General features: G+C 53.4%; 29 protein-coding genes. 2 read left to right on the top strand and 27 right to left on the bottom strand.

Annotation, left to right across the window (positions count from 1 at the left end):
• Window positions 1-2 precede the first annotated feature (2 nt).
• The 22 genes from Mal48_RS00895 to Mal48_RS00795 form a co-directional block, all read right to left on the bottom strand.
• Window positions 3-392: a dATP/dGTP diphosphohydrolase domain-containing protein gene (locus tag Mal48_RS00895; protein WP_145195201.1), complete on the bottom strand. Its 390-nt coding sequence runs from the start codon at window positions 390-392 to the stop codon at window positions 3-5.
• Between the two features lie 483 nt (window positions 393-875).
• Window positions 876-1,394: a hypothetical protein gene (locus tag Mal48_RS00890; RefSeq protein WP_145195199.1), complete on the bottom strand. Its 519-nt coding sequence runs from the start codon at window positions 1,392-1,394 to the stop codon at window positions 876-878.
• A 142-nt stretch (window positions 1,395-1,536) separates the two neighbouring features.
• Window positions 1,537-2,865: a S1 family peptidase gene (locus Mal48_RS00885; protein ID WP_197441941.1), complete on the bottom strand. Its 1,329-nt coding sequence runs from the start codon at window positions 2,863-2,865 to the stop codon at window positions 1,537-1,539.
• A gap of 402 nt (window positions 2,866-3,267) precedes the next feature.
• Window positions 3,268-3,450, bottom strand: coding sequence for a hypothetical protein (locus tag Mal48_RS00880; protein ID WP_145195196.1), 183 nt, complete (start codon window positions 3,448-3,450; stop codon window positions 3,268-3,270).
• A gap of 27 nt (window positions 3,451-3,477) precedes the next feature.
• Window positions 3,478-3,708, bottom strand: coding sequence for a hypothetical protein (locus Mal48_RS00875; RefSeq protein ID WP_145195194.1), 231 nt, complete (start codon window positions 3,706-3,708; stop codon window positions 3,478-3,480).
• A 745-nt stretch (window positions 3,709-4,453) separates the two neighbouring features.
• Window positions 4,454-5,329 (bottom strand): hypothetical protein, encoded by an 876-nt coding sequence (locus tag Mal48_RS00870; protein WP_145195192.1) that lies wholly within the window; start codon window positions 5,327-5,329, stop codon window positions 4,454-4,456.
• A 124-nt stretch (window positions 5,330-5,453) separates the two neighbouring features.
• On the bottom strand, window positions 5,454-5,702 hold the full coding sequence (locus tag Mal48_RS00865; RefSeq protein ID WP_145195190.1) for a hypothetical protein: 249 nt from the start codon (window positions 5,700-5,702) through the stop codon (window positions 5,454-5,456).
• A 445-nt stretch (window positions 5,703-6,147) separates the two neighbouring features.
• Window positions 6,148-6,315: a hypothetical protein gene (locus Mal48_RS23040; RefSeq protein ID WP_197441940.1), complete on the bottom strand. Its 168-nt coding sequence runs from the start codon at window positions 6,313-6,315 to the stop codon at window positions 6,148-6,150.
• Window positions 6,312-6,527, bottom strand: coding sequence for a hypothetical protein (locus tag Mal48_RS00860; RefSeq protein ID WP_145195188.1), 216 nt, complete (start codon window positions 6,525-6,527; stop codon window positions 6,312-6,314). Before Mal48_RS00860 ends, Mal48_RS23040 begins: the two co-directional genes overlap by 4 nt.
• A gap of 26 nt (window positions 6,528-6,553) precedes the next feature.
• The gene (locus tag Mal48_RS00855) at window positions 6,554-6,763 is read right to left on the bottom strand and encodes a hypothetical protein (RefSeq protein ID WP_145195186.1); all 210 of its coding nucleotides are present in this window, start codon (window positions 6,761-6,763) and stop codon (window positions 6,554-6,556) included.
• A 139-nt stretch (window positions 6,764-6,902) separates the two neighbouring features.
• A complete protein-coding gene (locus Mal48_RS00850) occupies window positions 6,903-7,328 on the bottom strand; it encodes a hypothetical protein (protein WP_145195184.1) in 426 nt (141 codons plus the stop codon).
• A gap of 47 nt (window positions 7,329-7,375) precedes the next feature.
• Window positions 7,376-7,882: a hypothetical protein gene (locus Mal48_RS00845; RefSeq protein WP_145195182.1), complete on the bottom strand. Its 507-nt coding sequence runs from the start codon at window positions 7,880-7,882 to the stop codon at window positions 7,376-7,378.
• Window positions 7,883-7,917: 35 nt separating this feature from the next.
• A complete protein-coding gene (locus Mal48_RS00840) occupies window positions 7,918-8,304 on the bottom strand; it encodes a putative PDDEXK endonuclease (RefSeq protein ID WP_197441938.1) in 387 nt (128 codons plus the stop codon).
• A 79-nt stretch (window positions 8,305-8,383) separates the two neighbouring features.
• On the bottom strand, window positions 8,384-10,648 hold the full coding sequence (locus Mal48_RS00835; protein WP_145195180.1) for a bifunctional DNA primase/polymerase: 2,265 nt from the start codon (window positions 10,646-10,648) through the stop codon (window positions 8,384-8,386).
• A gap of 302 nt (window positions 10,649-10,950) precedes the next feature.
• Window positions 10,951-11,643, bottom strand: coding sequence for a DNA cytosine methyltransferase (locus Mal48_RS23820; protein WP_145195178.1), 693 nt, complete (start codon window positions 11,641-11,643; stop codon window positions 10,951-10,953).
• Between the two features lie 60 nt (window positions 11,644-11,703).
• Window positions 11,704-13,404 (bottom strand): DEAD/DEAH box helicase, encoded by a 1,701-nt coding sequence (locus tag Mal48_RS00825; RefSeq protein WP_145195175.1) that lies wholly within the window; start codon window positions 13,402-13,404, stop codon window positions 11,704-11,706.
• Window positions 13,405-13,493: 89 nt separating this feature from the next.
• Entirely contained in the window at window positions 13,494-14,024 is a 531-nt protein-coding gene (locus Mal48_RS00820) for a DUF669 domain-containing protein (protein WP_145195173.1), read from the bottom strand.
• Window positions 14,025-14,085: 61 nt separating this feature from the next.
• Window positions 14,086-14,409, bottom strand: a complete 324-nt coding sequence (locus Mal48_RS00815; protein WP_145195172.1) for a hypothetical protein — start codon at window positions 14,407-14,409, stop codon at window positions 14,086-14,088.
• Between the two features lie 60 nt (window positions 14,410-14,469).
• A complete protein-coding gene (locus Mal48_RS00810; protein WP_145195170.1) occupies window positions 14,470-15,096 on the bottom strand; it encodes a DEAD/DEAH box helicase family protein in 627 nt (208 codons plus the stop codon).
• 47 nt (window positions 15,097-15,143) lie between these two features.
• Window positions 15,144-15,551, bottom strand: coding sequence for a hypothetical protein (locus Mal48_RS00805; protein ID WP_145195168.1), 408 nt, complete (start codon window positions 15,549-15,551; stop codon window positions 15,144-15,146).
• A gap of 429 nt (window positions 15,552-15,980) precedes the next feature.
• Complete coding sequence (locus Mal48_RS00800; protein WP_197441943.1) at window positions 15,981-16,943, bottom strand: tyrosine-type recombinase/integrase; 963 nt, start codon at window positions 16,941-16,943, stop codon at window positions 15,981-15,983.
• Between the two features lie 100 nt (window positions 16,944-17,043).
• A complete protein-coding gene (locus Mal48_RS00795) occupies window positions 17,044-17,388 on the bottom strand; it encodes a hypothetical protein (protein ID WP_145195239.1) in 345 nt (114 codons plus the stop codon).
• A gap of 312 nt (window positions 17,389-17,700) precedes the next feature.
• Between Mal48_RS00795 and Mal48_RS23035 the strand changes: the two genes are divergently transcribed.
• Together Mal48_RS23035 and Mal48_RS00790 are read left to right on the top strand one after the other, a co-directional pair.
• The gene (locus Mal48_RS23035) at window positions 17,701-17,865 is read left to right on the top strand and encodes a hypothetical protein (RefSeq protein WP_197441942.1); all 165 of its coding nucleotides are present in this window, start codon (window positions 17,701-17,703) and stop codon (window positions 17,863-17,865) included.
• The gene (locus tag Mal48_RS00790) at window positions 17,858-18,229 is read left to right on the top strand and encodes a hypothetical protein (protein ID WP_145195237.1); all 372 of its coding nucleotides are present in this window, start codon (window positions 17,858-17,860) and stop codon (window positions 18,227-18,229) included. The genes Mal48_RS23035 and Mal48_RS00790 overlap by 8 nt, the downstream gene beginning before the upstream one ends.
• Window positions 18,230-18,419: 190 nt before the next feature.
• Here Mal48_RS00790 and Mal48_RS00785 read toward each other — a convergent pair whose 3' ends face one another.
• From Mal48_RS00785 to Mal48_RS00765, 5 genes are all read right to left on the bottom strand, one after another.
• On the bottom strand, window positions 18,420-19,385 hold the full coding sequence (locus Mal48_RS00785) for a hypothetical protein (RefSeq protein WP_145195235.1): 966 nt from the start codon (window positions 19,383-19,385) through the stop codon (window positions 18,420-18,422).
• Window positions 19,386-19,630: 245 nt separating this feature from the next.
• A complete protein-coding gene (locus tag Mal48_RS00780; RefSeq protein WP_145195233.1) occupies window positions 19,631-21,169 on the bottom strand; it encodes a hypothetical protein in 1,539 nt (512 codons plus the stop codon).
• A gap of 1 nt (window position 21,170) precedes the next feature.
• Window positions 21,171-23,888, bottom strand: a complete 2,718-nt coding sequence (locus Mal48_RS00775) for a hypothetical protein (protein ID WP_145195231.1) — start codon at window positions 23,886-23,888, stop codon at window positions 21,171-21,173.
• 13 nt (window positions 23,889-23,901) lie between these two features.
• A complete protein-coding gene (locus Mal48_RS00770) occupies window positions 23,902-24,540 on the bottom strand; it encodes a hypothetical protein (RefSeq protein ID WP_231739815.1) in 639 nt (212 codons plus the stop codon).
• A gap of 158 nt (window positions 24,541-24,698) precedes the next feature.
• Entirely contained in the window at window positions 24,699-24,881 is a 183-nt protein-coding gene (locus Mal48_RS00765; protein ID WP_145195227.1) for a hypothetical protein, read from the bottom strand.
• Between the last annotated feature and the right edge of the window lies 1 nt (window position 24,882).

Here is a 24,882-nt window from a genome sequence, read left to right as displayed (position 1 = left end):
TGTCAACGCTTTCGGTGTGGTAGGTCGTCGAGATCGGCCGGCAAGCGGCCGGCGTTAATTTCCTGCTCTGTCCATGCCGCCCCGGCCGCATTCCATAGAACGGCCCCTAAATGGTCCTCAGACTGGTCGCCTTCTGCCCACTGGTAGGAATGCCGGACGATTGCATCTTGAAACCTTGAAAGCGGGATACCCTTTTGCCAGTTCGGCCGGCCCGTTTCCGGATCGTCGGGATACTTTGCCCGGCCGTCCTCGTAACGCTGCGCAAGCTTCTGGATCGCCACGTACGGAATGGCCGATGGAAGCCCCTTTCCGGCCGCCGCATCCCGTACGGCCCCTGTTTCGAATTGTGTACGGCTTCCGGTGTCGGGTAGCCTGGGCAAACCTAAATCCATCAACGTGCAACCTCAATAAGAATAGCCAACGCCAACGCGAGAACCGGAAACCCCCACACGCCGCGAAAGTTCCATAGGTGTTCAACTGTTGCAGAAAAACTTGTCATGTAAGAACATTCCCGCACAAATTCCGGCCGGGCCGGCAATTACGAACGCAATCAAAACGTCTGCTGACGGCTCCAGAATGGCCGCCCTGATGATTGCCGGTTGTACGAATAAGACAGAAAGACCGAGCAAAAACGAAGTGATTGCCGCGTGAACTTTCTGCCCGTCTCGCACAAACCTGGATTGCAGCCCTAGCAATAGGATGTAAAAGAATTGGACGAAGCCAACTAGGATTGGCTCAATCATTCGGACCGATAGCAATCAAGACAAAGCCGCTTTCCGCCTTTCTTGCCGTAAACTTCGTCAGTGCAATAGTGGCACTCGTCAACGTCGACAAGCTCGTATGACGTGAAGCAAATAAGCGATACCAATAGCCAATCAAAAAACGGTCGCATCTAATCCCCCCTTGAGTTTCTTATAATAGTCGTCCAGGGCTTCCCGGATCTTGTTTGCGGATGCCGGCCCGATGCCGTTGACGTCCTCAATGTTCGCTGAATTGCGGGAAACTTGCTCAACTTCCAGATATCCGGAAGCCTGCAAGACCTCGACAATCGTTTTCGGCAATCCCAAAACGGCAACCGGGGTAGCTCCCTCAATCCTGGCCGATTCCTCAGAATTCTCGCCAGTTTCGGAATCATCGCCCCCCGGTTGCCCGCCTTTGCCTTGGCCTGTTTCAATGTCGTCGTATTCATCGCCGGGAAACTCAAAAGAGTCGGCAAGCTGAACCGCCAATTGATCCGGCCGCGTGCTTCTTAGAACGTCCTGCAACTCGCCAACGCTGTACCCCATAGCTTCCAGGACTGCCCCGACCTCGAACATGGTTCGACGGCTCGGCCCGCCCGCCCGCAAGTGGCCGAGCAAGTTTCGAAACAGTGAAATTCTAGTGCTGTGGTTCATCGCTTGCCTTTTTTCGTCGTCTTGTCTAGCCAGCTTCTCAAACCGTTGCGGGCCGACTGGTTAAGCTTGGACGCCGCCGCGTCCGTGAATTCACCGGCGAAAACGCCAATAGCCCAAAATGCCACCGTTGCGATTAAACTGCTCATGCAACCCCCCATCGACGCCGTACGATGCCCGTGACAATCCCGCCGAGTAGGCCGAGAACAGATAGCGGGCTAGCCGCTTCCCTGATTGCAATGACCGATTCTTTCCCGGCCTTAGCTTCGTTTCGCAACGCGGAAACCGCTTGAATCTTTTCTAGGATTCCGGCATCTTCTGCCCTGAGTGTTTCAATCTCGCCTCTTGCGTTTCCAAGATGTTCGCGAAGCTCCTGCAACTCCGTTTCGAGCGTCTTGACCATTTCGGCCGCCGCTCGCTTGGCGTTCTCTTGAATAGCTTCCGTGTCAATGCTGACTGGATCCGGCTGTGGTTGAATTCCCCCCGGCCGGAACTTCGGTTGCGGTCCGTGAATTACGAGATTTGCAACCCGTTCCAAAAACGCCATAACCGGCCGCCTCGACTGATAGCCAGCTTGGTACCCATTCGGCCCCGATCCAGGAACCCATATAATCGGGAAGCCTTTCCCGGCCGCCGATGGACACTCTTGAGAGAAAGCCGCCGCCAATTCTTCATCATCGAACCCTACGCCGTCCCGATACGTGACAACCTGGAAGCTGTAGCCGGGAAATTGCCCGTCGTCAATCGCTTTTTTTAGCCGGTCGCATGGCCCGCATTGCTTGTCTGGCAACGTGAAAACAACCACTTTCGAACCTTGCGTAATGGCCTGATAGTACGTTCTCACAATCGAGCCGTACGACACAAACGCTGTATAACCTTCCCCGCCGTTACTGCATAATCCAATCACGCCGCCATTGGAATTGAATAGCGGGCCGCCGCTCCATCCAGGCGATGCCGTTAGGTCTGTGATGTTCTGAAAAAATAAACCTTCCGCCCAGCTTGTGGACGCTAGAGAGTCCCGGATAACCGTGCCGCTGCCGTAGGCGAACTGGCCGGACGGATAGCCGATAGAATAGACTTCGTCACCTGTCTTTGGTGGTCCCGATCCGACCGGATAGAAATCATACTTGCCGGCCGGAAGCCGATACGCGACGGCCCCTTCCGGTGGCCCGTCCTCCATGATTTTAACCGCCTGGAGTCGCTCCTGCGTCCCGTGCAAGACGACTTCAATCGTATCGTCAGCCCCGCAATGCTTGGCCGTCAAGACGACTCCAGACGGATCGACAACGACGCCGGAGCACAAACCGCCATCAGGCGAATGACACTTAACAAGTGCCGGCGAAACTTCGCCCGGCCCCATGCCGAAAACTTCGCTGGTGCTTGATGCCACCATAACGGCAAGAATAGCCGCCACGACGTGGCCTAATGTGATCCGGCCGAATGCCGCCGCTAAACCTGAACTTCGCATACTCATTCCCTTCATTTACAGTGCCGCAAGCCTAACGCAACCCGTTTGCGATAGACGCCAGTTCGTACCAATTCGCGTAATAGCCGGGCCGGGGAATGACGCGAAGGATTGCGACGGTTGAGCCGGCCGAGAGACTGCAAGAGATAACTGCATAGCTCTGAGCAAAATAGCCGGTCTGTTTTCGCATTAAATAATCGCAACGCACTTAGAATCCGCGTGCCCGAGAACCCCGCCCCGATGTAGTCGTATTCCGCCCGATCTTTGAGTAAATAGCCAGCAACTTCGGCTAGCCAAGCCGTTTCTGCCTTGGATAGCGTGTTTCCTGGTGTTAGCTCGTAAACGTCAACCCGGCCCCCGCTGTGGCAATAATCTCTAACCCGATCCCAAGCCTTAGCCAACTGGATCCCGCTAACCTCCTCGCCAGCGTGCAAGCACTCCCGGCCCGACATCGTTGTTGATTCTAGCAACGACATTCCGTGCAATGGGACAATGATGCCCACGTGGGACGGCGGAAACCGCAAGCCAGCCGGCGAGATTAACGACGACGTAACGGCCGAAATTGCCCGGCTCGCTTTGTCGGCCCCGTAGCATGCCAGCAAATCGCCAGCGTGAAAAAAACTAATCGTCGATGAGCCGGTCAAGCCTTGCCTCATGTGTTGCTGTTTTCTGCTCTACTGTGGCAACTCGCGTGTCTAGCGAATTGAGTTCTTTCTCATGGCTGGCTAGCTGTGTCTCAATGGTGGACTTGATCCAGCCGACATTGAAAGAAATTCGAGTAAGCCACGCAATAAATCCGCTTAGGATTCCAATGGCCCCGCCGACCAATACGGCAATGATTTCTGGATTCACATTTCATTCCCCTAGCTAAGTTCCGGGCCGCTTCGGGCCGCCTGCTGTAACGTTCGCGTCGTGTACCCCTATGCAAAAGTATGACACTGCCAGAACGACAGGCAGGCCCGGCCGGCTGATTGGATGTAACTACCAATAGGGCCAGTACCTCCGCCTGACCCAGTACGGACCGAGACGCCAAAAAGGACCCGATTGCCATTTTGGCAGTCATGCTATATGCCACAATGGCAGCCGTGGCGTGCGTGGCGTGGCTGGATAGAATCGCCTGCAAGAGTCCCACGTTTCATCAATGACCGTTTATGGTATCCTCAAAACTTATTGGTAAATGGCATTTACCAAAAAGTTTTCTCCACAAGCTGTTGCCTTCAAGAACGTTACGTCGACGAAAAAACTTATTGGTAATTGGTTCTTAGAGGTTCAAGATTAAAAGAGAATGAGAGATTGAAACAGAGATACCAATATACCAAAAAGTATTTTTTTTATTATTATTAGATGATTCTTGCGGTATTCCCTCAAAACTTATTGGTAAATGGCATTTACCAAAAAGCCCATAAAGTTCCGTTGATTTGTAGTCTGGCTGAAAGCTGGAACCGGCCGGCGTGGTTGAGTGTCGGCCAGGTTCGCTCCGCAGGACTCCAGAGTGACCCTGAGAGAAGACTTGCGGGCACAAGACGTAAAAAGAGCCGCCAAGACGGTTGAACGCGTCCTGACGGCTCTCTGTGGCTCCTGGCGATGTGTGGCCGGATTATTGCTGCTTGGCTTCGTCTACTTCGTCGATTGTCGGAAAGCCTAGAAAGCCTGAACTGTCCTTCTGCAAGTATTCCCTCGTAGGGCAATCCTGGCACTGTTCGTCGGTTAGTGTTCGCCTGTGAGTCTTCAGTTTTTTGATAGATGTGATTTCATGCCTGATGCAATAGGAATAGAACTTTTTGGCGTTGAAGTCCCCCGTGTATACTCTGGAGGTGCGACTTTCGTGACGAGCCGATGCGGATCCTTCCACTTTGGGAAACCCCTTGAACCATTCTTTCCTTGCAAGGGTCGAATACGCCGGCAATTTAGCCACCTCTCCCGCTAGGTCTTTCCGGAACGACCTATATTGAGAAACTGACTCGATTCTATTAGCAACTATAACTCTCATTATTCGCTCGCCCTCTAGCCTGTTTGCTTCGCCTGATAATTCATTGGCCGACATTCCAAGAAAATCCGACCAATCGACAAAGTCTTTGTATACGGAAATTGGATCGAATGGCAGACCGTCCGGTCGGTTGTTCTCTTTCCAATATGCCCGCCAGCCATTGCGGGCGGCCTTGCCGGTCTTTTCGGGTATTCTTAGCGAGTGGACTAGAGTTCGTGCTTCCTGGTAGCTCATCCACTTTCGGCTGGATGGCTTCGTTCCTTTCTTTCGAATGAGTTTTCTTGTTGCCGACTCACTATGATCAGCCCGGCAACTCAACGGAGACGACATAGCCGCATGATACGCCGACAACGCCGGATCATCCCCCGGCCGGCCGCCATCGAATAGGGCCGCCTCATAGCCGGCAATCGTTCGGCGTAGCGAGTGGATAAGATCCCGCATTTCACTAGAAAGTGAATCGTCTAAAAATTCCCTAACGTCTGGCATCAAATCCCCCTGATTTTTATTGACGGCCCGGTTGAGTCGAAATTGTGTAAGAAAAAAACAATGGCCGAGCTAAATGCTAGCCCGGCCGGCCCTGGTAATTCCTGGACCGGCCGAGATTGAACGTTTATGAGATCTCTAGGAAAATGAAAGTTTCCTGGAACTCTTCGTCGTATTCGCATTCCAGGTTAACGGATCCGTCGGCCCACGATTGGAAGAACTTATAAAGCTTCGCCTGTGCTTCCCCTGGACGGCCGGCGTATGAAAATGTAAACGCCTTCTCTCCCCTGATTGTTAACTCAACGGCCCGGCCGGCGATTCCTGAAAGTGTCTTTTCCATTCTCTGGATTCGTTCGTTGCGTGTTGCATTCGCCATCGTCTTATTTCCGTTTGCTGTGGTAGGTTGCTTGTCTCGTGAACCGAAATGTTACACAAGTTTATTTTGACGGTCAACAAACTTGCACAAGTTTCTTTCGAGAAAACGAAAAAGCCCGGTTCAAGCTTAACCTGGACCGGGCTTTTTCTGAGTTGCTTAGACTGGAATCGTAGTTAATCGCTCGCTGTGTGGCATGCCGCAAAAAACGCCATCCTTTCGAACGCTATCTGGATCGTTTTTTGAATCGCACAACACCTGGCCCTCTCTGCTGCCCACGCCGTGACTCTTTGCGAACATTGCGCAGCCTTCCCGTTCACCCTGCCCCCAGCCGTGATAACCCAATGCGGGCCAATGCACTTTCCTTTTCCATCCTCATAGGAAATTAAAACGCTCGGCGATTCAACGCCGGCCGCTATTAGCTGCTCAATGTGTTCGGTAATTGTCTTCATTTATCTTTTTCCTTTGTGGTAGGTTGATCTCCTTGCCGGCAACGAAGAACGCCGGCAAGGAAGTTTAACGCCGGCTCTATGACCGGATAGAGAATCTTCAATAGCTCGGCCCGCAATGCCTGGATGGCTCGGCCGAGTTCCTCAAGTTCGGTCCGTGGTCTCATTGCTCCTTGCCCTTCTCAACTCTTGGCCGGCCCTGTGGCGTTCTCTCGCTGAGTTTCTTTCGTTCGCTCGCCGGCAACGCGTCTTTGCAGAGATCGGTCACCCATTCGGATAACGGCCGGCCGTCTTTCTTGGCTGCTGCCTTGAATGCGTCCCACCAATCAACCGGGCCTGAGATCGGCTGTCTATGAATCTTGCTTTTTTTCTTGCTCATTGGATCGCCTTCGGTTGAAAGAGAATTCAATCTTGCCAGTTCACAATGCCCCTGTCGGATCCATCGGCGTTGTACCCCTTGAGTATCGTAATCTCAAAGAGATCGCCAATGATTCCCGGCAATGGCGTTGCATGCAATACGAAAGCCGCGATATGTTCGTGAAAATCTCTCGTCACTCCCATGACGTTATCAACGTAAAGATAAGTTTTGTCGCATTGCGTCCGCGTGATGTTCATTGGATCGCCTTCGGTTCGTGGTAGGTTGCTGTCCGCGTGAGAAAGAATCTCATACAAGTTTAACCGACAGTGCAACAAACTTACGCAAGTTATTTCTGAAAATAAAAAAACGGCCCCGGATTTCTCCAGGGCCGTTTGCCTACTTGCTCGCGAGAAGCTCCCGGAGACCTTGGCTGATTGCCTCCGCGTTGTCGTCCCTCCCTTCTGTCGCTGCCCGGAACCATTCGTCTAGCAACTCTCTTGCTGCGGCTTTCTTCAAGATTAGATGTTTGCTCGGCGAATGCTCGGACACTTGCCAGTTCCGCATACGGTGGAACCACTCGAAAACGCCCGGCTGTGAAGTTTCGGCAACCTCTCGCGGTCGCTTGGTTTGTAAGTCGCCAACCTGGACGACTTCAACTGTCACTCGCATCGTTCCGACGTCCAGGATTCGCAACAATGGTGGACAGTCGCCGGCCTGCAACGGATCGGCCGTTACGATTGTCCCCGGCCACCATCCGTACTTCCTGCATGAACTGGCCGGGCTGCTCATGATTCCGTAAGTCGTGCGCTGATTGCAATTCATTCGTCTGCTTTCTGTGATAGGTCAAAGAGTGAAGAAGCCGGCCCGGCTTAACGACTGGCGAAGAACCAGCCGAGAAGCTCCCGAAATGACATCTCAGAGAACATTGCCAGCGTCTTGTTGGCCTGCTCTAGCTGGTCCCGGTAATCGGCTAGAAGCTCGCCTTGAACTTGCCGTTCTTCTTCAGACTTCAAGTGCCGATTGTTGGCTGTCATTCTCATTGCCTTCTCAGACTGCAATTGCATGGTGAGATCTGCGTTTCTGCTAGAGAGTTCATTCTTTCGGCGTTCCGCCGCCTGCAACTTCTCCTTGAGTTCGCCCACCTGCATTTTCAGCAAATCGCCCCGGCTTGCACTCTCGGCGTATCGAACCGACATCTTGCCAAGCTCGCGAGAGTAAAGAGACACCAGAGATTCCAGCTCTCTCACCTTTCCCCGCTCGGCCGCCATTGACCGAAAAAGACGGATGGCCCGCTTAATGGAACCGGTGAACTTGTCGACATTACCGGCCGCCATTACAGAGAATGGCATGGTGGTTTTATGGGATTTCTTAGTCATAAGTTCTTTCTTTCGTGTTTGTGGTAGGTTGCTGCTTACTCTTCTGTGAATTGATTGTTTAGAAACATATGTGCCAGTGCTTCAGAATCCCCCGCCGCTTTGTTCTCCAGGATCCTTTCCGCGAATGAAACCGCGTCATCGAGCCGAACCGTAACCAACCAGGGCTGACGATTCCGACGATGAAAAACGGCCGGCACATCTTCGGCCGATGCGTCCCGCACGGATTGTTGAACGGCTTTGTCCAGGTTGAGTTTTTCAACCCTCTTGCATTCAATGTGGATACCATCGAGCCCCACAACGTCTTTTCCTTCCAGTCCGGTGTGCTGCTGACCACGCCGGCAAGACGTGCCGAGCAAACCATTAAGAGCATGAGAAAGCTCTCTCTCTCCTGCTTTCCCTTTTTTGCATCCGTTAATTGCCATTCTATTAATCCCTTCCGGCTTCATAGCCAACTAAAAAAGCAACAATGGCAACAATTGCCAAAGATATAAAACTCACCATTCAATCCCCCGTCCAGGTAATCATTGACGCTCTTCTTCCGCCAGAACTGCCCTCATCCGAGATGGCAATAACGCCCCGGCTTTCCAGTTCCTTTAGCATTCCCCAACGCTCGGAAGCCTTGAGAAATCGTGTCTTTGCGTGCAACTCCGATGAGCGAATTGATCCCCGGTCTTGAATCACTCTTTCCAGCTTCTTCCAACTGCGTTCATGTTCATTTTCCGACACGTAATCAACCGCCATCGAAAGAAGACGCTGCGTTAAGTAGGTCACCAACTCAATGGCCCACTCGGCCGCGTGCGTATCAATCAATGGATCATCGAAACTCTCTGAACAAGCGTGAATAAGAGCAAGCTTGCGGGCCTTCTCCCCGGCCCGGCTCCACAATGCTTGTTCAATGTCATCGTCTCTTTGCGATAAGCTTCTCACTGTGAAATCCATCAACATCTTTCCGGCGTCCGGCGTTGTTTGAACGACTCTCGGCTGTGCTGTAATGTCCGACAAGTTCCCGCCCGGCTTGAACTCAAACCAGCGTTTTACGTCCGCTGCAAGCTCGGCCGGAAACTCTTCGCGAACTGGCCGCGTGTTGATCTCTGCGTTGTCGTCCCCCTCGAAAATCAACAACCTTGAAACGAAGCCATCCGTTAAACTCTCCTTTTCTAATGAGTCGAAAAACGATCCCGGAACCGTCGTCCCGTATAGGCAAGCGTTCGGGCAATCTATTTTGATGTTCTTTTTTGAATCCGCGTACGCCGCTCCCAAGAAAACAGAATCGGACGATGTGAAAAGCTTCATAAGAACGGTAACAACTTGATACAAATGAGGATTCTTCTGGCCATTGCCGATAGACTTCAGGAATCGGCCGATCTCATCATTTTGAAACAAGAGTGCCGGCTCATCTGGCTCGCCAATGGCGTTGATAATTCCCGGCCCCGAAACGAATTCTTCCGGGCCAATAATCGGATCGGCTTGGCCTGCAACTAATGCCGCCTTGTTCACTTTCCGGCTGTGTTCCTTGCCGCCACCTGATCGGCAAAGCCCGACCGTGTAAACATTCGCCCGGCTTCCGAAATCGTCTGTCACCTTCCGGCCAATTAACGCCCCCATCAAAGAGATTGAAGCCGCCAAGCTCAAAACCGGCTGTGGAATAAACGCCGTGCGAATCGTGTAATCGATTAAGCCGGAAATCATCCCCGGAACGTGTAATAAGTGGCTCGGAAATTCGGTTGACTGGCTTTTTTCTTCGTTCCGCTTCTCGGCCGTTCTTAACGCCTCGTCAATGTTCACGTGGCTTAGATCGGCCCGCTTTCCGTAGCCTTGACGCGTCAACTCATTGGCCGCCGCTGACATATCGCCGCCGTGATTCAGCCAAGCGTAAACGGAGAACTTGTTATAACCCCGGTTCGGTTCCATTCCACAATTCGGCGAGAACGGATAGAACAAGCCCGAGCCGCCCGCGTTTGTGGTCGCAGACAGTAAACTCTTTGTTCCTGGACGTCGCCAACGTCCGGTGTCGCCCTCGGAACCAACGAACGTGAAGCCGGCCGGCTCTAAGATTTCCGCCCATGTCGTACGTTGCTCGAAATCATCGCCCGGCCGGATCCCTTCAGACCGGTCGACGGAATTCCCGGCCGGACGCTCATGTGAAACAAGCTCTGGCTTGCAGTTGAACTGCCGGGCCGCCTGCAATAGAACGGCCCTCTCATCGGCCGTGATCGTCTGCAACTCCGACAACTTCGGCCCGGCGATGTGTTGATAGTTCGACGCCCCCAACGGATGCGAAAAATCTGCCGATCCAGGTGATAGACAGTAACCGCCCTCCCCGCGTGTCTCTAAAATTGCCTTCCACTTGCCGGCCTGTGATCGGCTCGGCACATATGCTAGCTTTTGGTTGCCCTCTACGGGGCTTTCGCAGCGATAGTTAACGTGATAGCCGGGTCGTGGCGTCCGGATTAGACAGAGATTGCTTCGCAATCCCGGCCGCAATTCGTCCACAATTGCCGCCCACGCCCTCAACGCATCGTCTGTGGTTAAGTCCGTTTCGGCCTCATCGTCAATGTCGAAATCAATCGCCTCTAAGTTGCCAGAGATCGCCCCGCATACCCGGCCAATCCCGACCGGCTGCGAAAAACTGCCCTGGACCTCTTCCGCTGTTGGCCGGGTCTTAATAAACCGCTTCCATGGCCCCCGTGGAACCTTATTGGATCCGACCGGGAAAACAGAAATTCCCGCTTCGTGTAACTCTTTCGCGTAGTCTAGGCATTGCATTATTGACGTTTTCCCTTTGTATTGTCGCTTACTGGCTTCCCGAGCCGTTTATTACAATCACTGCACGCTAACGCGAGTTTCCCGGAAAGGAATTCCTTTTCGTACATCTTCTGGCGTGTCGACTGATTCACTTTTGCCGCAACCCATTTTCTGGGCTCCGTATGATGGAATTCGAGACGATTCGCCGAGCCGCAAAACTCGCACTCCCCACCCATAGCAATAACCAGGATAGCCCGCCGATTCCTTAAACCGGCTTTGATTGACCGCTTTGCTTTATCGCACATGTCTTGCCTTTCTTGTCGTTAGAGTAATCCCTCAGAAAGCAACTTAAATGCTGTTGCCGCCACGATTGGAATTTGTCCATCCCCAACGGCCTCAAGTCTGTCCACCCTATTGGCCACCCTATAAGCCACTCGCTCCAGTACGGGTTCACGGGGCCACCCACAACCGCATTCAAAGGCTTTGTATTCCTCCTCATCTGGCTTGGACCTCCATTGTTTCTGGCGTCCTGAACTGTGATCGTAGGCAAGTACCCACATTCGGTTCCTTTTGTGACTCGCGCCGAAGTGCCAACCTCCCAAAACACCCCACCGGCAGTCATACCCCAGGCGGTCAAGTCCCTTGACGATTCTGGTAAGTCCTCTAGTTCGCAGGTTTGGCGAGTTTTCCGCGAAGATAAAACTAGGTCTAACTTCTTCAATGATTCGCTCATATTCGAACCATAGCGACGAACGTGAGCCGGCAAGCCCTTTTCCTGTACCCGCAATACTGACGTCCTGGCACGGGAATCCTCCGGTGATAATGTCGACAAGTCCTCTCCAGGGTCGGCCGTCAAAAGTGCGGACGTCGTCCCATATCGGGAACCGGTCAAGGATTCCGTCTCTCTGTCGCTGCAATAGGATCCGCCGCCTGGATTTCTCAATTTCGCACGCCGCAACCGTATTCCATCCCAGTAACTTTGAGGCGAGTAATCCGCCGCCAGCTCCTGCGAACAATGCCTACTCATTGAACTCACCTTTCGTGTTATTGTGATTCACTGCTTGCCTTTCTTATCGTTAGAATGGAACGTCATCGGGATCAATCAACGCAAGCTGTTTGAGTCCTCGATTTTCCTCAAACTCTTCAAGCGGATCGGCCCCGGCTTCGCCGACTTCCGGCCGTTCATCCAGGACATAATCAACCAGAGATGAGAACCGCTCCCCGGACACTTTCCGCCGTGTGATCTCGCGAGTGACTGACAAGCCGCCGAGCCGGGCAATGTTCACCGCATCGGCTGCCGTGTGTGGCATCGGCAAGCGTGAACGCTCGGCCCACCATTTACGGGCCTTATCCCCCGCAAAACCATCATGCTCAATGCAAATCCATTCACTGATGCTATTGCCCGATGAAACCATGTAGTCAACACGCATTGTTTTTGGTGCCGTTTCATCGGCCCCCATCTTGGTATGTAGATAAAACTCCGTGTCGTGGACCTCAAAAACGTCCTCTGTGATCTCCCCGGACAACGGGGCAACGTCGTCCGCTTCCGCTTCGTGCTTCGGCTTCTCCTGGATCGGAAACGCAAAGCCACAATCGACGCACAATGCCCGGCCGGCTGCGTTCTCAGACTGGCATTGCGGGCACACCTTGCTAGGTGCTTCGCCGGCTTCCCCTTTTCGTTTCTTGCCGTGTCCAATGTTGACTTGATCAACCGGCCCGTGACGCATGACATTCCCGCCGAAATCTAAAATCAGGCAATTCCTTTTCCCCGGAAACAGCCGGAAGCCCCGGCCAACCATTTGATAATAAAGCCCCGGCGAAAGCGTTGAACGCAACAGAACGACCGCGTCAACATTCGGTGCGTTGAATCCCGTTGTTAAAACGTTGACGTTGACAAGATATTTGATCTCTCCGGCCTTGAACTTAACGATAGTTTCGTCACGCTCGGCCGGATCGGTATCGCCTGTGATCAACGCGACCGTTTCGCCGGCCGACTGTAGGAAATTGCAAATCTCCACCGCATGAGACACGCCCGCCGAGAAGATCAAGACACTATTGCGGTCTTTCGTCCGGCCGATTGTTTCGCGAACGGCTTCAGAGACCGTTTGCAGCATGGAAGATTCCATATCCGAAGCGTTGTAGTCTCCCCTGGTTACCCGAATGCCGCTATCGTCGAATTCTGTCACCCGCTTTGAGACCAGCGGGGATAGATACCCATCGGCAATGAGTTCCCTAACGCCGACTTCGTAGGCAATTTCCGTGAAAATCTCGCCTTCTCCGTAGATCAATCCGGACGATAACCGGTAAGGAGTTGCCGTTAACCCCATCAGCCGGAATTTGGGGTTAACCATTGCTGCATCTTGCAGAAATGTCCGATACATTCCTTCTCCGTCTGGCGGAATTAAGTGGGCCTCATCGACGATAACCATGTTAAACGGCCCTAGCTCGGCCGCCCGTTTATAAACGGACTGGATCCCGGCCGTGATAATTGCGTTTTCTGTCTCACGCCGCTTGAGACCGGCCGAATAAACGCCCACGTCTAGCGTGCTATCAACTTCAAGAATCTCGGCCGCTGATTGACCCACTAGCTCTTTGACGTGCGATAAAATCAAGCATCGGCCGCCCCAATGCGTTGTGACATCCCGTGCAATCGTCGACAAGATGATTGTTTTCCCGCCGCCTGTCGGAATGACCTGCAACGGCCGGGCCTGTGGATCCCTTCGAAGTGCCTCGTATCCGAACCGGATCGAATCGGCTTGATATGGCCTTGCCTGCATTGCTCTTTCTCGCTTGTGGTAGGTTGCGTAAAAAAATCAAAAGCCGGCCCTGGAATCGAACCAGGGGGAAACCGTTCCGGCGTTCGTCGTTACCAGACTGGAGCACCCGGCCCCGGTTCCGGCTGTGATTGCGGCCCGGCCGGCTGTTGAACCGGCTGCTGTGGTGGCTGCTGCGTGTACTGTTGGGACGGCTGTTGAACCGGCTGCTGTGGTGGTGGTTGCGGCCGGTTGTTCCGTGGCTGGCATCGCTGGAACGTTTGCCGCATGTCGTCCCCGGTTCCTTTCAGCCCCAACGTGAGAATAAACGGGATCTCGCAAAGCTCGGAAGTGTCCCGCAACGTTGGCTTGTTAATGGCGTTGCAAATGCCTTTCAATTCTCCCCGTGCAATATCGCGAGTCCGAGTTGAGTTGTGCCAGAGATTGAGAGACCAGAACAGAACGCCGCCCCGGTGTTCTCCGTCCCCGATAGACAATTCCAACGCCAAGAGATCGCCGTTCTTCGTCTTGGTTTCCCGCTTCTCTTCTTTGACGATCTTCACAAGATAGTCACCGGCCGGGTAAAGTTGTCCCCCGCCGCGTGATTCCTGATAGTCGTCGTGATTCCAGTCAATAGCTGCCATGATGAAAAAGCCTTTGTCGTAGAGTGAAAAAAGTGGTAGGTTGCTTGGTGCGAGTGGATCCCTAGAGTTCCTTAACGCTTCGCCCAACGAGACGGGAAACGGCCACTTGAGCCCCCAGAAACAAGAGCGTCACAATCGCCAAGTTTCCGAAAACGCGGATGTGATTCGTGCCGGCTCCGTCCTGGATTGCAATAACTCCAGCGTTCTCCCCGCCCCCTCCCCGCCGTTGCAGTTCGTCAATCAGTTCGACCGTGCTGCAACATTCCGCAGGACTCGGCCGCTTGCGAACCTTGACGGCCCCCGCCTTAATGTCCGCTCTCGATGGACCGGCCATAGGATGAAACGCCGGTAGTGTGGTGATGTTTGCATTTGTCGTGAATAGCATGAAATCGCCTCTCTCTAGTGGTAAAAAGTGCTGTGGTAAGTCGCTGAATGAACGGGCCGTTTAACGGATCCCGTAATACTCGCAAATGGCCGCGTCTACGTGGCCGAGATCGTTAGGAATGCTCGGCGAAGCAAACATATCAAACGGAGATTTGACCGGGTCTGAACCGTCTGTAGTGGTTGTGAAGAAGTGCTGTCCGTCCAGGCAATGGCAACGCAAGACGATTGAGAACAAGCCCTCAACGGTAATCTTTTCGTCGAGCATCTTGCCAATGGTCTTGGCCTTCGTCCGGCCGTCCGCTGTTGTCTCGGTGTGCCAAAGAAAGTAGACGCGCGCATCGTTCGGCCCATTGTTGGCCGCTTGCATAACGTCCCAAGCTGACCGGCCGATTTCAGTGAATTTATCGAAAGACTTTTCACCGCTCCGACGCATGAAAGCGTTCGCCATTGTGTACTGAAAATCGTCAATGACGAAAACCCGCTTCCCGGCTCTGTACGCTTCCGGGATAATCTTTTGAATTTCGGCCGGATCATCTGTAGGCCGTACGGACGATTCCCAGCCTGCCGAGCGAAACGGCAACGGCTTTTTCACCGGCTGGATAATCAAGGTTTGGTTCGGGTCAAGCGTGCGTAGGCTGGAAGTTTTTCCGCTGCCAGACTCGCCTAAAATAACGGTTGCAATGCTCATTTCTGCTCTCTGTGGTAGGTTGCTTATTTACGGGAAACGCCGGACGCTTATTGAAACTTCCGGCGTGGATCATCAACCACCTGGAAGCCATCGGCCGGAAGCTCGAAAACCGCCTCTTCTCCCGTCTCGGTTGTGTCCTCTCCGCAATGAGGACAAAGCACGCCGGCATTTCGAGCGTGAGATAAATCGACTGCCATAAACTTGCGAAGCCGGGCCGCTGATCGCTCCATGGCCTTAGCCACTCCAGACTGATCGGAAAACCCCAACGCCTCCGCCGCATCCTCTTGAGTCCACCCCATGCCGTGGCACAAGCAAAGAGCCGCCACCCCTCGAAGTGCTGTCGGCCGCGTTCCTGGACCGGAAATAAAACCCGGCTGTTCGATAGCCTCTCGAATGTCCTCAAGTAGCGTGCCCGTTTGCGTGACTGTCCGGCGTTCCGGCTGGCAATCTGTCATTGTTCTGACTCCGTAAGTGATAAAAAGAATTGACTCTCTATCACCAGGGCCGAATCAACCGAAAAATAAACCAAACGGGCAAGAAAACTTTTCGAGAATGTTCAATCGCAAGAGCATAGACACGCGAGAAACTTTTCAAGAAATCCGAAGCGTCAACCTGTCGTCAACCTGGTTAACTTTCCTGGTTACCGATTTGGTTACCCACCAAAGCCCGTACGGCCCAAAACTAGGACGGAAAAGCCCTTAAAAGGTTTACTTTTGCCCTGTTTCCCTATGAAAGACGCCCGCTGTAGCGGACTCATAATCCGTTGGTTGTGGGTTCGAGTCCCGCCAGCCCCATTCGCACAAGTCGTTGAATGGAAGCCACTTAGGGGATTTCAAAGAAACGAGAGAAATCGTTTTTTCGGCCCTGGTTACTGGTTTGGTTACCTATTTGGCCGATTCGTGCACACGCCACATCGTCCGGGCCGTATCTTCGGCATTGGCCCCAACGTAATAACTCAACGTCGTTTCAATGCTGTCGTGACGCATGATTTCCTTGAGAACGGCCGGCATTACATGTCGAGACCAACGGAAGCCGAACGAACGCCGCAAATCATGGGGCTTGACGAACTGCCCCGGCTGCGTCTCGACTTCGGACGCCCTCCCGATCTTGACGAGTTGCTTCCCAATCCAATCAAACGCCGGCCGTTGGCCTTTCTTGCCGGCCGGATTGAAGACATAGCCGGCCGGTTTGGGATCCCCTAAGAATTCCGAAAACTCTGGCGACATCGGCAAGAGTCGATTGCGAAAGCCCTTTTCCGCTTCGGCCTCGATGCTGAACATAGGCCGCTCATAGTTGAGAAGATCGACGCAAAACGGGCTTTCGTGCCACGTGAGCCGGCAAGCTTCCCCGAGCCTTAGACCGGAAAACCATAGGCCATCAATCAAGTGCTGCCAGCTTGCCGCCCTTGCTTCGCCGACAATCTCGGCCGCCGCGTGTCTGTATCGGTCTTTCTCTTCTTCAGTGATCGGACGGCCCTTCATCTTTTGGGCCGTGGCCCGCTTAGGCATTGGCACATCTGGCATTTCCGAAACAAAGCCGGACGAAACGGCCCAACGAAAGAACGCTTTCAAGTGCCTGGAATGGCTCTTGACTGTGTTTTCGGTCCGGCCCTGAGATCTCAGAAACGCTTGCCATTCCAGAACATCCCGGCCGGTGATGGAAGATAGAAAGCCGGGCCGTTGCGACTGCTCAAAGCTGTTGCACGTTGCCCGTGCTTTCGCTGCCGTTGCCTTTGAAAGCGTTGACAGATGCAACGAAAAATAGGACGCCCGAAGCTCTTTCCATGTCGTCTTATTCGCCGGCCTGTAAACGCCTTCAAAGAGCTCGGCCTCCCACCGGGCCGCCATCCGTTCCGCTTCCGGACGGTGTGCGGCCTCAATGGTTCGCGTTTGCTTCACTCGGCCCCCCGAGATGTGACGCAAAATAAACTTGCCCCGGTCGCCTCGCTTAGAGACCGTTACCCGTAATTCCGTCGACCGTGCCATTGCTTGACCTCGTTCCGAGCCGGACGCTTCCTATTCTCTCGTGAGCCTTCAGGGAATTAAACGTCTTGCAGAAGATTGACCATTTCTGAATGGCCTGTCGCGTCACGCCGAATATCTCTGCTGCCTGCTTTTTAGTCTTGATTGTTCCGCGAACTAGCAAAATGATCGCCTGTTCTTCCCGGCTGAGTTCGTCAAGTGGGTGTTTTTCCACTTTTGGCGTTAGTTTCCCCTCGATCCCTTCGGCTGCTTTCGCGAAACGTTCTAAAACTTGCAAGATTTGTATTGACGTATCTTCATCGTGAACCATAATGACATGGCCTTTCGATAACTGTGGTAGGTTGCGATTGGTACTATGAGCCGGATTGGTTACAGCCGATCCGGCTTTTTTTGTGGCATGTGGTATCTTCAGCCACTATTTTCGCTAAGAAAACAAGGTACAAAAAAACCCATCCAATGCCGCCAGCCATTGAATGGGCAAGATCAGGGAAGGCCCTGATTGATTCAAATTGATCGCGAACCGGCTGGCGGGCTTGAGTCCACGTGTCACGAAGTTACGGATTAACACGCCCCGTGTCAATCCGAGTTGTGTAATTATTACCATTCTGATGATATTGCCTAAATGAGTAGTCCACGAATCAACCTGACGTGCGAAAGCGAAGCCCAGAGAGACACATGGGAAAAGGCCGCGAAAAAAGAACGCATTCCAATTACTGTCTGGATGAGAAAATATCTCGACGAGGCTGCTGAAAAGCAACTTGGAATTAAGGGCCATAAACATGACTAAGGATGTCTCAATTGAGTGTGATTGTGGGGCAAAGCTGAGAATTGATCTCGAAAAAGTGAAAGACAATCCGACGTGCCCAAAGTGCCGCCAGATTGTCACCTTGCCCATGTCGGAAACAGTGAGTGAAGAACCAATGCAACTCCCAGAAATACCGAGCCCACCTTCACAAGAGGAGTCACTCAAGTTCTACAAGCTTGCCTGGGTGTGTGTACAAATGCTGACAGTCTATCAGCTATACGCGTTCATTTCTGGCACGCAAGGTCTCGAATATGTCACTCACCAGACTTACTTTGCGGTGAAGACACTGACCATCGTTGTGTGTGCCGCTATTGTCGCGAGATCGCTAGAAGGGCTTGATCTCTAAGAGGAGATATTGAGACAGACCGCATGAAAGCGGGAAGCATGTTCACGCCTCAACGCGAGCGCAAAACACCGTCCAGGTTTCGTTGCGTCAGAAGTGTGCTTGTCTTTTTGGGCAGTCATCGCCGGTTGCCTTAATTGTTTTCATGCCAATACGCCAACAGGGAAAAAGATACTGCACGAATGAACAGCAGTCAAGCGAAATCATCTTCTTTTCTGCCGGCGAAGTATTCGGCGATTTCTTTTTGCATGTCCTCCTTATGTCCCGGACGGAATGACCAAAGCCCCGCCGAGTCTATCACCAGATCTTTCGACGGATCGAAATCGTGACGCCTGAGAATTCCGGCCCGTGTCATATACTGACGGTTTGCTTTTCCGCCATGAAATAAATGCTTGGCGTCCCCTGGAACGAAGCCAACGCCCCGGAAGCCTTGCCGGGCTTCCATCTGCCACGACCGGGCCGACTCGGCAAGCTTGCCGGCGTAGGTCTGCATATAGTGAGACTGACGCCCTAGCCATCCATCACACAAAACGTTGTCGCCACCCCCAACGATGTTGTCGTCAAGGATCCCGCCGCATCGCTCCAGGTAATCACGCCGAGCCATCCACGCCCCGCCCGGTGCGGATGTGTTCTTTTTGTCCACCTCCCCAAGATAGCCGGCAACCGCTCCGATTCGTGTACTGGTCTCGCTTCGGCCGTTGTCCAGGTAGGTCATAGTTTCGAAAAGCTGCACGACGTCTAGCGTCTGCAAAAGCTTGATGGCATCTTCCGGCCAACTCTGATTGTCAAAAACCATGTCGTGATCAATCCACGCAACATACTTGACGTGATCCGGCAAGTGTTGCAAGCCGATATTGATCATTCGTTCTTTTTGCCATAGGACATTCAACGGCCCTCCGTGCAACTTGATGGAATCGTGAATTGTGAAATGGCCATCAAACGAAAGCTCAACCGTAATCAAATTACGTTCCATTCGGCCGAGAGAATGCCGCCACTCAAAGTAATTCCGAACCGGCAAGTGATACCTCTCCGGATTGAAGTGAACCGCAATGATTGCAATTTCATCAACATTGACGGCTTCGGCTGCCGGCTCCGTCCGGGCCTTGCACGACTCGCATGACTTCACGCCCTCAATGTTCCGGTCTTCCGTTTGTAGCACGCACTGGCCGTGCTTATCGCAACTATAGACGCCCTGTGCGTGAATCTTCGGACAAGAGCAAGCAAGAGACAATACTTGATCGCCCCGGCTCTCGCACGGCCGGCCCTTAGCCTTGGCCGGCGTGTCTGAAAACGGGCACGCGCTGCAATCCTCCTTTGTGACAATCCGGGGCTTCTGTGAATGCCCACAGAAACGCTTTGCGGTCATTGTCCGGCCGGCGTGCTTGCAAGATGGAAAACTCATTTTTATTTCTGCCATGGTCTGATTGTGATTGTCCCGGGAAGCGTATCGCCTCCCGTTGCTTTTTGTAGTGTCATTCCGAAACAAGACGGCCGATCATCGCCCCGTTGCGTGAGCCGATACGTTGCCCGATCATCGCCCCGGACGATTTCAACCTCAGCCGTGAATCTCACCTGCCTTGCAACATTCAGTGATTCAATACCGGTCCAATAGAAGCCAACCGTCATTGACGTTCCGGCCGCTTCGTACGGGCTCCAAACGCAATCACGTTCCCCGTCATCCGGATCGTTAACGGCCGGCCCCGCAATAAGCTCTTGCCCGTCCAGGATTGCAGACCAATACGCCACGCAATTAAACGCTGCATTGTGCGCCCCGCTTTTCGGCCGACAAGAATGAGCAAACGGAGTGACTGTGACACATGGCGGAAACTCATGCCGGCCCATTGCTGCCGAGCCCTTACTCAAGTGGCTGACTCGCGACAACGAATTCGCCGAGAGACAATCAAAAACGCCTTTCGTCCAATAGACGATTTTCAAACCATCGGAATAGATTGTTTCGTCTGTGCCGCATAGCTCCAACCGGGCCGATGGCCCTGAATCGGCATTGTCGAAAATCTCAATATGCCAATACATCGAACCATCGTTGAACGCGTCAGACTCGAACACGCTCCCCGCATCGTGAAGCAACGATTGCCGGTTCTGTATCGGGTCGCTTGTGTCGATTCCTTCAGAGTCTTGTGCTGACAAATCCGCATACAGAAGCTTTAAGAACTCTGGCGAAGACTGCCCGGGAAACGAGACGGAAAAGCCTTCCGGCGTGTCGTCCCCACATGCCGGGCAATCGCTCGAAACGCCAGCCGGCAAGATTTGTCGAGTGCATTCGTCCGCGTACGTATACGGATCCCCTCCGATGATTGTTGTTTCACCGGCCGCCTGGAACTCTTCAAGCTCCGTGACTGCCCAGCCTTTCCCCGGAACCGACACGACCTGCACCATAGTTCCGGCTGGAATGTCTCCGGCCGTCATGAGATCAATCTTGACGCGGATCTTCTCACCGGCAGAAACCAGGTGATTCGCCGAAACAAAAAGCCGCTCCTGATCCGGATCGGACAAGATGCGAGCCCCGGCCGGCCGTGTCGACTTATAAACCACTTTCCACCGTGGCCCGTCAAACTCGACTCTCTCAATCTGCCCCTGCAGTGATGTTGTTTCCAGGACGGAAAGCAATTCCTGGCGAGTTATTCCCGCCTGTAGGTCGCCGGTCTTTTCGACATCGCCGGCCCCTTCCCGTTCCCCGATTGTAAGATGGAACGGCAAGCCATCCGGCGTGAACACATCCTGAGTGAATCGCTCCGATGGAATCATCAGGGCCGCTTCTGCCACGCCGTCAATGACCTCTTTCGTGAGGACCGCAAAGCGTGTAGGAACGGCCCCGACTGCCGAGCCCGGACCATTGCCGAGCCCGGCGAATTGACCGGCCCGTTCTCTCTGAATCAGAGAAGAAACGGCCGGCCAATCTTCGGAATGAATAACGTTCGCTTCCATGTTAAGCCCTGACTTGAACAATGTTTGAAGATGCCTGAGAAATTGCAGACTCTACGGAATTGTTATAGCTTTCGATCCGTGAGAAGTTCGCATTGCCGACAATCGACCGGCCGGCGAAGCCAATTAAACGCCGCATACTTGGCGTACGGGCCGGATCGTTCCCCACTCCGAACACGCCACCGATAACGACAACTTCGCTTTCGTCAATGTTGTCATTCAGAACGTTAATGGCCGGCTCGTCTCCGGAACCCTGAGACTTCAAAACGCGTGCATCAACGTGGCTTGTGCCGAAATCAAAATAGCCGCGTGATAACCCGCTGCCGTCCCCGATTCCTAACTCAATGTTTGGATCGTTGCTTGACGGGGCTTCCAGGTCGATTTGTAAATAACGTTGTCCCGGATACCATGCGCCGTCAATGAATTGCGGGAATCCAATCGCCCCGGCATACGATGCGAATTGTCGAATGCCGGCAAGCCTTACGCCGATTCGATGCGTTCCGGTTCCGGCGTTCGTAAACTCAACCGGTTCGCCGTTGTCCGTCTCACTGATCTTGATTGTCTGATTTCCGCTGTCTGTCACTCCAATGGCAACAACGTAATAATCGGCCGAGCCATCCAGGACAACGGCCCCGCCTGAATCTTGAGCCGTTGGCAGAGTATCGGAAGTTGATAGGCGAACAACTTGACCGTCAATGAAATCGCCCGGCTGATTGAGAACGATATCGGTTCCGCTGAAAGTGCATTCGGCCGCCTGCACCAGGCCGTGCAAGATATCGCCGGCCGGTCCCTTCAGAACGACAAGTTCCCCGCTTCTCGGCACATGGTCAAGTGACCAGTTTTGCGGACTATTCCAATGGTTCGCCGATCCCGCCAGAGACTCAACCGAGACTGTCAACGCCGATTGACCGGACACAATCAAGCTGTCTTGATTGATCTTTACCAGGTCGACCGGACGCCCGGCAAGTGCCCCGATATACTCAATGAGTAGCCGCCTTGGCGTACCGTCAAAAAACACATTTCCCGCCCCAATATCCGGCAAATCCTCGTAAGCCGCTTCAATGTTTGGCAAGCTGTCATTGTAGGGAATGTCAATGCTCGGCTGGCCATTAACTAGCGAATAAGTTCCGCCCGTTGCGGTCGGGTCAATGTTGACGGCTTGAATTTCGTTGATTCCAGCAACCGGCGTGACTGCCTCGCTGATAATAGCATCTTGACCGCCCGTCAATCCGCTTCCATCAATGGCAATGAGTGGAATTGTCGTTTCCGCCAGGTCCCCGCCGTACTCGATTTGGAAGCTGCTGATTGTCCCCGTGACCGTGACCGTTTCTCCGGCCGAGAGTGTTGCGTCAATGGCCGCTTGAATGTCGTCAATGTCGTCGCTTGCAAAATCAATGTCTGTCGTCTCGGCTTTCCCGGAAACCTGTAGCGGAAACGTGCCGCCTGTTGCCCCGAGAATCGTAACCGCGTGAATATCGTTTACTGGCCCGGCTCCCTCGCTGAGATATTCTGCGTCTGTGGTGCCGAACTGAATTAACGGTTGCAACGCCCCTCCGAGTCCGTTCTGGAATTGTACGACATAAATGGGGACGCTACCAAACGTGAAGCCCTGAATTTCCCCGGTGTTAATATTCGGAAGGCTGAGCAATAGCGACGCTATCTGAGACATGGAACCGCCCCCCGATGTGTGACCGTTCCAAGTGACGGTTTGCGTGCCTGTGGTGCCCGCCGTGAAGTCAAACATCTGAAATGAGTCATGCGATTCGCCTTGATACGCCTGCAACTCGTCAACCTGGGCAGACACTGGCCCACTAAACGATATAGACACATCGGCCGGAACAGAGAACACCGCGTGAGACGTCATTGAGCCGCCCGAATGCAACTCCTGACCACCAGCGAAAGACACTGTGTTTGCAGGCAATCGCTCATCCCACCATGATTGACTCACCACGTTCGCAATCTGCGTCGCATAAGCGACACCATTCATGTGCACGTTGATTAACGTACTGGCAGACGAATCTTGATGAAGGCGGATTTTCCATACGGCCGGTGCATCGCCCCCAACGCTTTGAGCGCGAGAGACGGCCGCCGTTGATAGCCCCGTGAGCCCGGACGTGTCTGCCTTGATCGCAACGCTTTTGCCGGCCCAGCTTCCCCCAACCTTCACCCGGTAAGTTCTCGGCTCGGTTGCTTCCAGGGTTACAGAGAAGTCCCCGCCGCTTGCGCTCGTCAGCGCGTCCAGGTCGCTTTCAAGATTCTCGGCCGTTTCGTTATACGCCTGCCCTGTCGTCTCTTCCCATCCTGAACCAAAGTCTACGGAAACGGTAAACGTTCCGCCCGTGGTGTCTTCGGGTAATGCAATCAAGAACTCTTGATCAATCGCCAGTTTGCCCGGCCGTATCCTCTCGGTGAATGATCCGGCCGGATTGCTGGCTGTGATGTTCGAAGCCATAGTAACGCCATCGGCCGGCCCCATGATCTCAATGGATGATTGCCCGGCCGTATAGTCGACCGTTACGCCGGCAACGCCTGCAAGCAAGTCGGCAAGACGTGACGCAATGGTTGCCGTCGTGTCCCCGTCCTGACCGCGTGTCTCAACGGACGCAACGCCGTCGAAGTCGACTTTATACAACGCCCCGAAAACTGCATCATTGACAGTGACGGTTGCCGTATGTCGTACGCTTGGCGAATTTCCCCGCCACTGATTCACAATTAAACTCATTTATATCGCCTTCTTATCGAATAGGTAGAACGCCATTGAATGGACGCGGTTTCTTTAGTGTATACTCTAGCGTTACGATCTCTTTCGGTTCTAGTGGTGTCTTGATCTTCAATAGGTCACTGAACAGCCCCTTTTGCTTATTGAATGGTACGACTTTCCCGGTAAGTGGATCGACTCGATAGGCTGCCCCATCCTTAGAGAGTAATTGCGGGCTAGAGATATTTTCGCCGGCATCGTCGACAATAGGCCTCAAGACGGCTTTGTATTTCGGCGGATAAACGTGCCCCGGAACCTCTTGCCAGCGTAGTTCCATCGTGCCGGCATTCAGTAAGGTTCTCACCCATGTCTGTTCGTTGTGAACAAGCTTGATTGACGCAGCCCTGTACGATTGTTTCCCGTGGTATTGCCGGCCGCCAACCTGGAACGATCCGACCTGTAGCGTTTTCGGCAAGCACGGAAAGCCGTCAATAGAGACGGAATCGGCGTTAATGGCCTTGCGGTGCGTCCCAACCCATGACGGCAAATGGTCGGGAATGTTCTTTGTGATATCAAAAACGAGTAGGTCAAACTCATCCTCTACGCCCTCGATAAGCTGCCCGGCCTTGTTGAGCAACGGACGCCCCTCGTGGTCTGTGGTGACGATCCGTCTCACTGTTGCCGTGCTTGTCGTGATCGACGCTGGAACGGATAGAATATCCTTGACCGGCTCATCGACTGACGACGAATAAGACACGTTAACGAGAAACTTCCAGCCCTTTCCGCCCTCCTTTTGTGCATTGAGAACTTGCCGAGTCGTGAACTGCTTCACCCTTAACGCTGCATTCGCCGGATGTGCTTGGCCGTATTGCAAAGACTTTCGTATTCATACAGTGCATCTTCTGCCCCGTCCAGGTCTGAAACGTGAGCCTCATAGAGCCTAGTTCTTTCCTGCTGAGTAGAAAACGAACCGGTCTGGCCTGTTGCCGGGTCGAAGCTTAAAACCTTCGGTCTCATG

This window comes from Thalassoglobus polymorphus (assembly GCF_007744255.1).
In the GTDB taxonomy this organism is placed as follows: Bacteria; Planctomycetota; Planctomycetia; order Planctomycetales; family Planctomycetaceae; genus Thalassoglobus; species Thalassoglobus polymorphus.
The sequence above is the reverse complement of the archived record's forward strand: the minus strand, read 5'-3'. Positions and strand labels throughout refer to the sequence as shown.

What these genes read in the sequence shown, in the direction of transcription:
- Mal48_RS00865 (WP_145195190.1), bottom strand. Translation starts at nt 5,702, where the DNA reads ATGGCGAATGCAACACGCAACGAACGAATCCAGAGAATGGAAAAGACA.
- Mal48_RS00835 (WP_145195180.1), bottom strand. Translation starts at nt 10,648, where the DNA reads ATGCAATGCCTAGACTACGCGAAAGAGTTACACGAAGCGGGAATTTCT.
- Mal48_RS00800 (WP_197441943.1), bottom strand. Translation starts at nt 16,943, where the DNA reads ATGGCGGCCCGGTGGGAGGCCGAGCTCTTTGAAGGCGTTTACAGGCCG.
- Mal48_RS00870 (WP_145195192.1), bottom strand. Translation starts at nt 5,329, where the DNA reads ATGCCAGACGTTAGGGAATTTTTAGACGATTCACTTTCTAGTGAAATG.
- Mal48_RS00855 (WP_145195186.1), bottom strand. Translation starts at nt 6,763, where the DNA reads ATGAACATCACGCGGACGCAATGCGACAAAACTTATCTTTACGTTGAT.
- Mal48_RS00895 (WP_145195201.1), bottom strand. Translation starts at nt 392, where the DNA reads ATGGATTTAGGTTTGCCCAGGCTACCCGACACCGGAAGCCGTACACAA.
- Mal48_RS00805 (WP_145195168.1), bottom strand. Translation starts at nt 15,551, where the DNA reads ATGACAGATTGCCAGCCGGAACGCCGGACAGTCACGCAAACGGGCACG.
- Mal48_RS00880 (WP_145195196.1), bottom strand. Translation starts at nt 3,450, where the DNA reads ATGCTACGGGGCCGACAAAGCGAGCCGGGCAATTTCGGCCGTTACGTC.
- Mal48_RS00850 (WP_145195184.1), bottom strand. Translation starts at nt 7,328, where the DNA reads ATGAATTGCAATCAGCGCACGACTTACGGAATCATGAGCAGCCCGGCC.
- Mal48_RS00780 (WP_145195233.1), bottom strand. Translation starts at nt 21,169, where the DNA reads ATGGAAGCGAACGTTATTCATTCCGAAGATTGGCCGGCCGTTTCTTCT.
- Mal48_RS00820 (WP_145195173.1), bottom strand. Translation starts at nt 14,024, where the DNA reads ATGGCAGCTATTGACTGGAATCACGACGACTATCAGGAATCACGCGGC.
- Mal48_RS00885 (WP_197441941.1), bottom strand. Translation starts at nt 2,865, where the DNA reads ATGAGTATGCGAAGTTCAGGTTTAGCGGCGGCATTCGGCCGGATCACA.
- Mal48_RS00890 (WP_145195199.1), bottom strand. Translation starts at nt 1,394, where the DNA reads ATGAACCACAGCACTAGAATTTCACTGTTTCGAAACTTGCTCGGCCAC.
- Mal48_RS00795 (WP_145195239.1), bottom strand. Translation starts at nt 17,388, where the DNA reads ATGGTTCACGATGAAGATACGTCAATACAAATCTTGCAAGTTTTAGAA.
- Mal48_RS00815 (WP_145195172.1), bottom strand. Translation starts at nt 14,409, where the DNA reads ATGCTATTCACGACAAATGCAAACATCACCACACTACCGGCGTTTCAT.
- Mal48_RS00775 (WP_145195231.1), bottom strand. Translation starts at nt 23,888, where the DNA reads ATGAGTTTAATTGTGAATCAGTGGCGGGGAAATTCGCCAAGCGTACGA.
- Mal48_RS00845 (WP_145195182.1), bottom strand. Translation starts at nt 7,882, where the DNA reads ATGACTAAGAAATCCCATAAAACCACCATGCCATTCTCTGTAATGGCG.
- Mal48_RS23035 (WP_197441942.1), top strand. Translation starts at nt 17,701, where the DNA reads ATGAGTAGTCCACGAATCAACCTGACGTGCGAAAGCGAAGCCCAGAGA.
- Mal48_RS23040 (WP_197441940.1), bottom strand. Translation starts at nt 6,315, where the DNA reads ATGAGACCACGGACCGAACTTGAGGAACTCGGCCGAGCCATCCAGGCA.
- Mal48_RS00790 (WP_145195237.1), top strand. Translation starts at nt 17,858, where the DNA reads ATGACTAAGGATGTCTCAATTGAGTGTGATTGTGGGGCAAAGCTGAGA.
- Mal48_RS00825 (WP_145195175.1), bottom strand. Translation starts at nt 13,404, where the DNA reads ATGCAGGCAAGGCCATATCAAGCCGATTCGATCCGGTTCGGATACGAG.
- Mal48_RS00860 (WP_145195188.1), bottom strand. Translation starts at nt 6,527, where the DNA reads ATGAGCAAGAAAAAAAGCAAGATTCATAGACAGCCGATCTCAGGCCCG.
- Mal48_RS00810 (WP_145195170.1), bottom strand. Translation starts at nt 15,096, where the DNA reads ATGAGCATTGCAACCGTTATTTTAGGCGAGTCTGGCAGCGGAAAAACT.
- Mal48_RS00840 (WP_197441938.1), bottom strand. Translation starts at nt 8,304, where the DNA reads ATGGCAATTAACGGATGCAAAAAAGGGAAAGCAGGAGAGAGAGAGCTT.
- Mal48_RS00765 (WP_145195227.1), bottom strand. Translation starts at nt 24,881, where the DNA reads ATGAGACCGAAGGTTTTAAGCTTCGACCCGGCAACAGGCCAGACCGGT.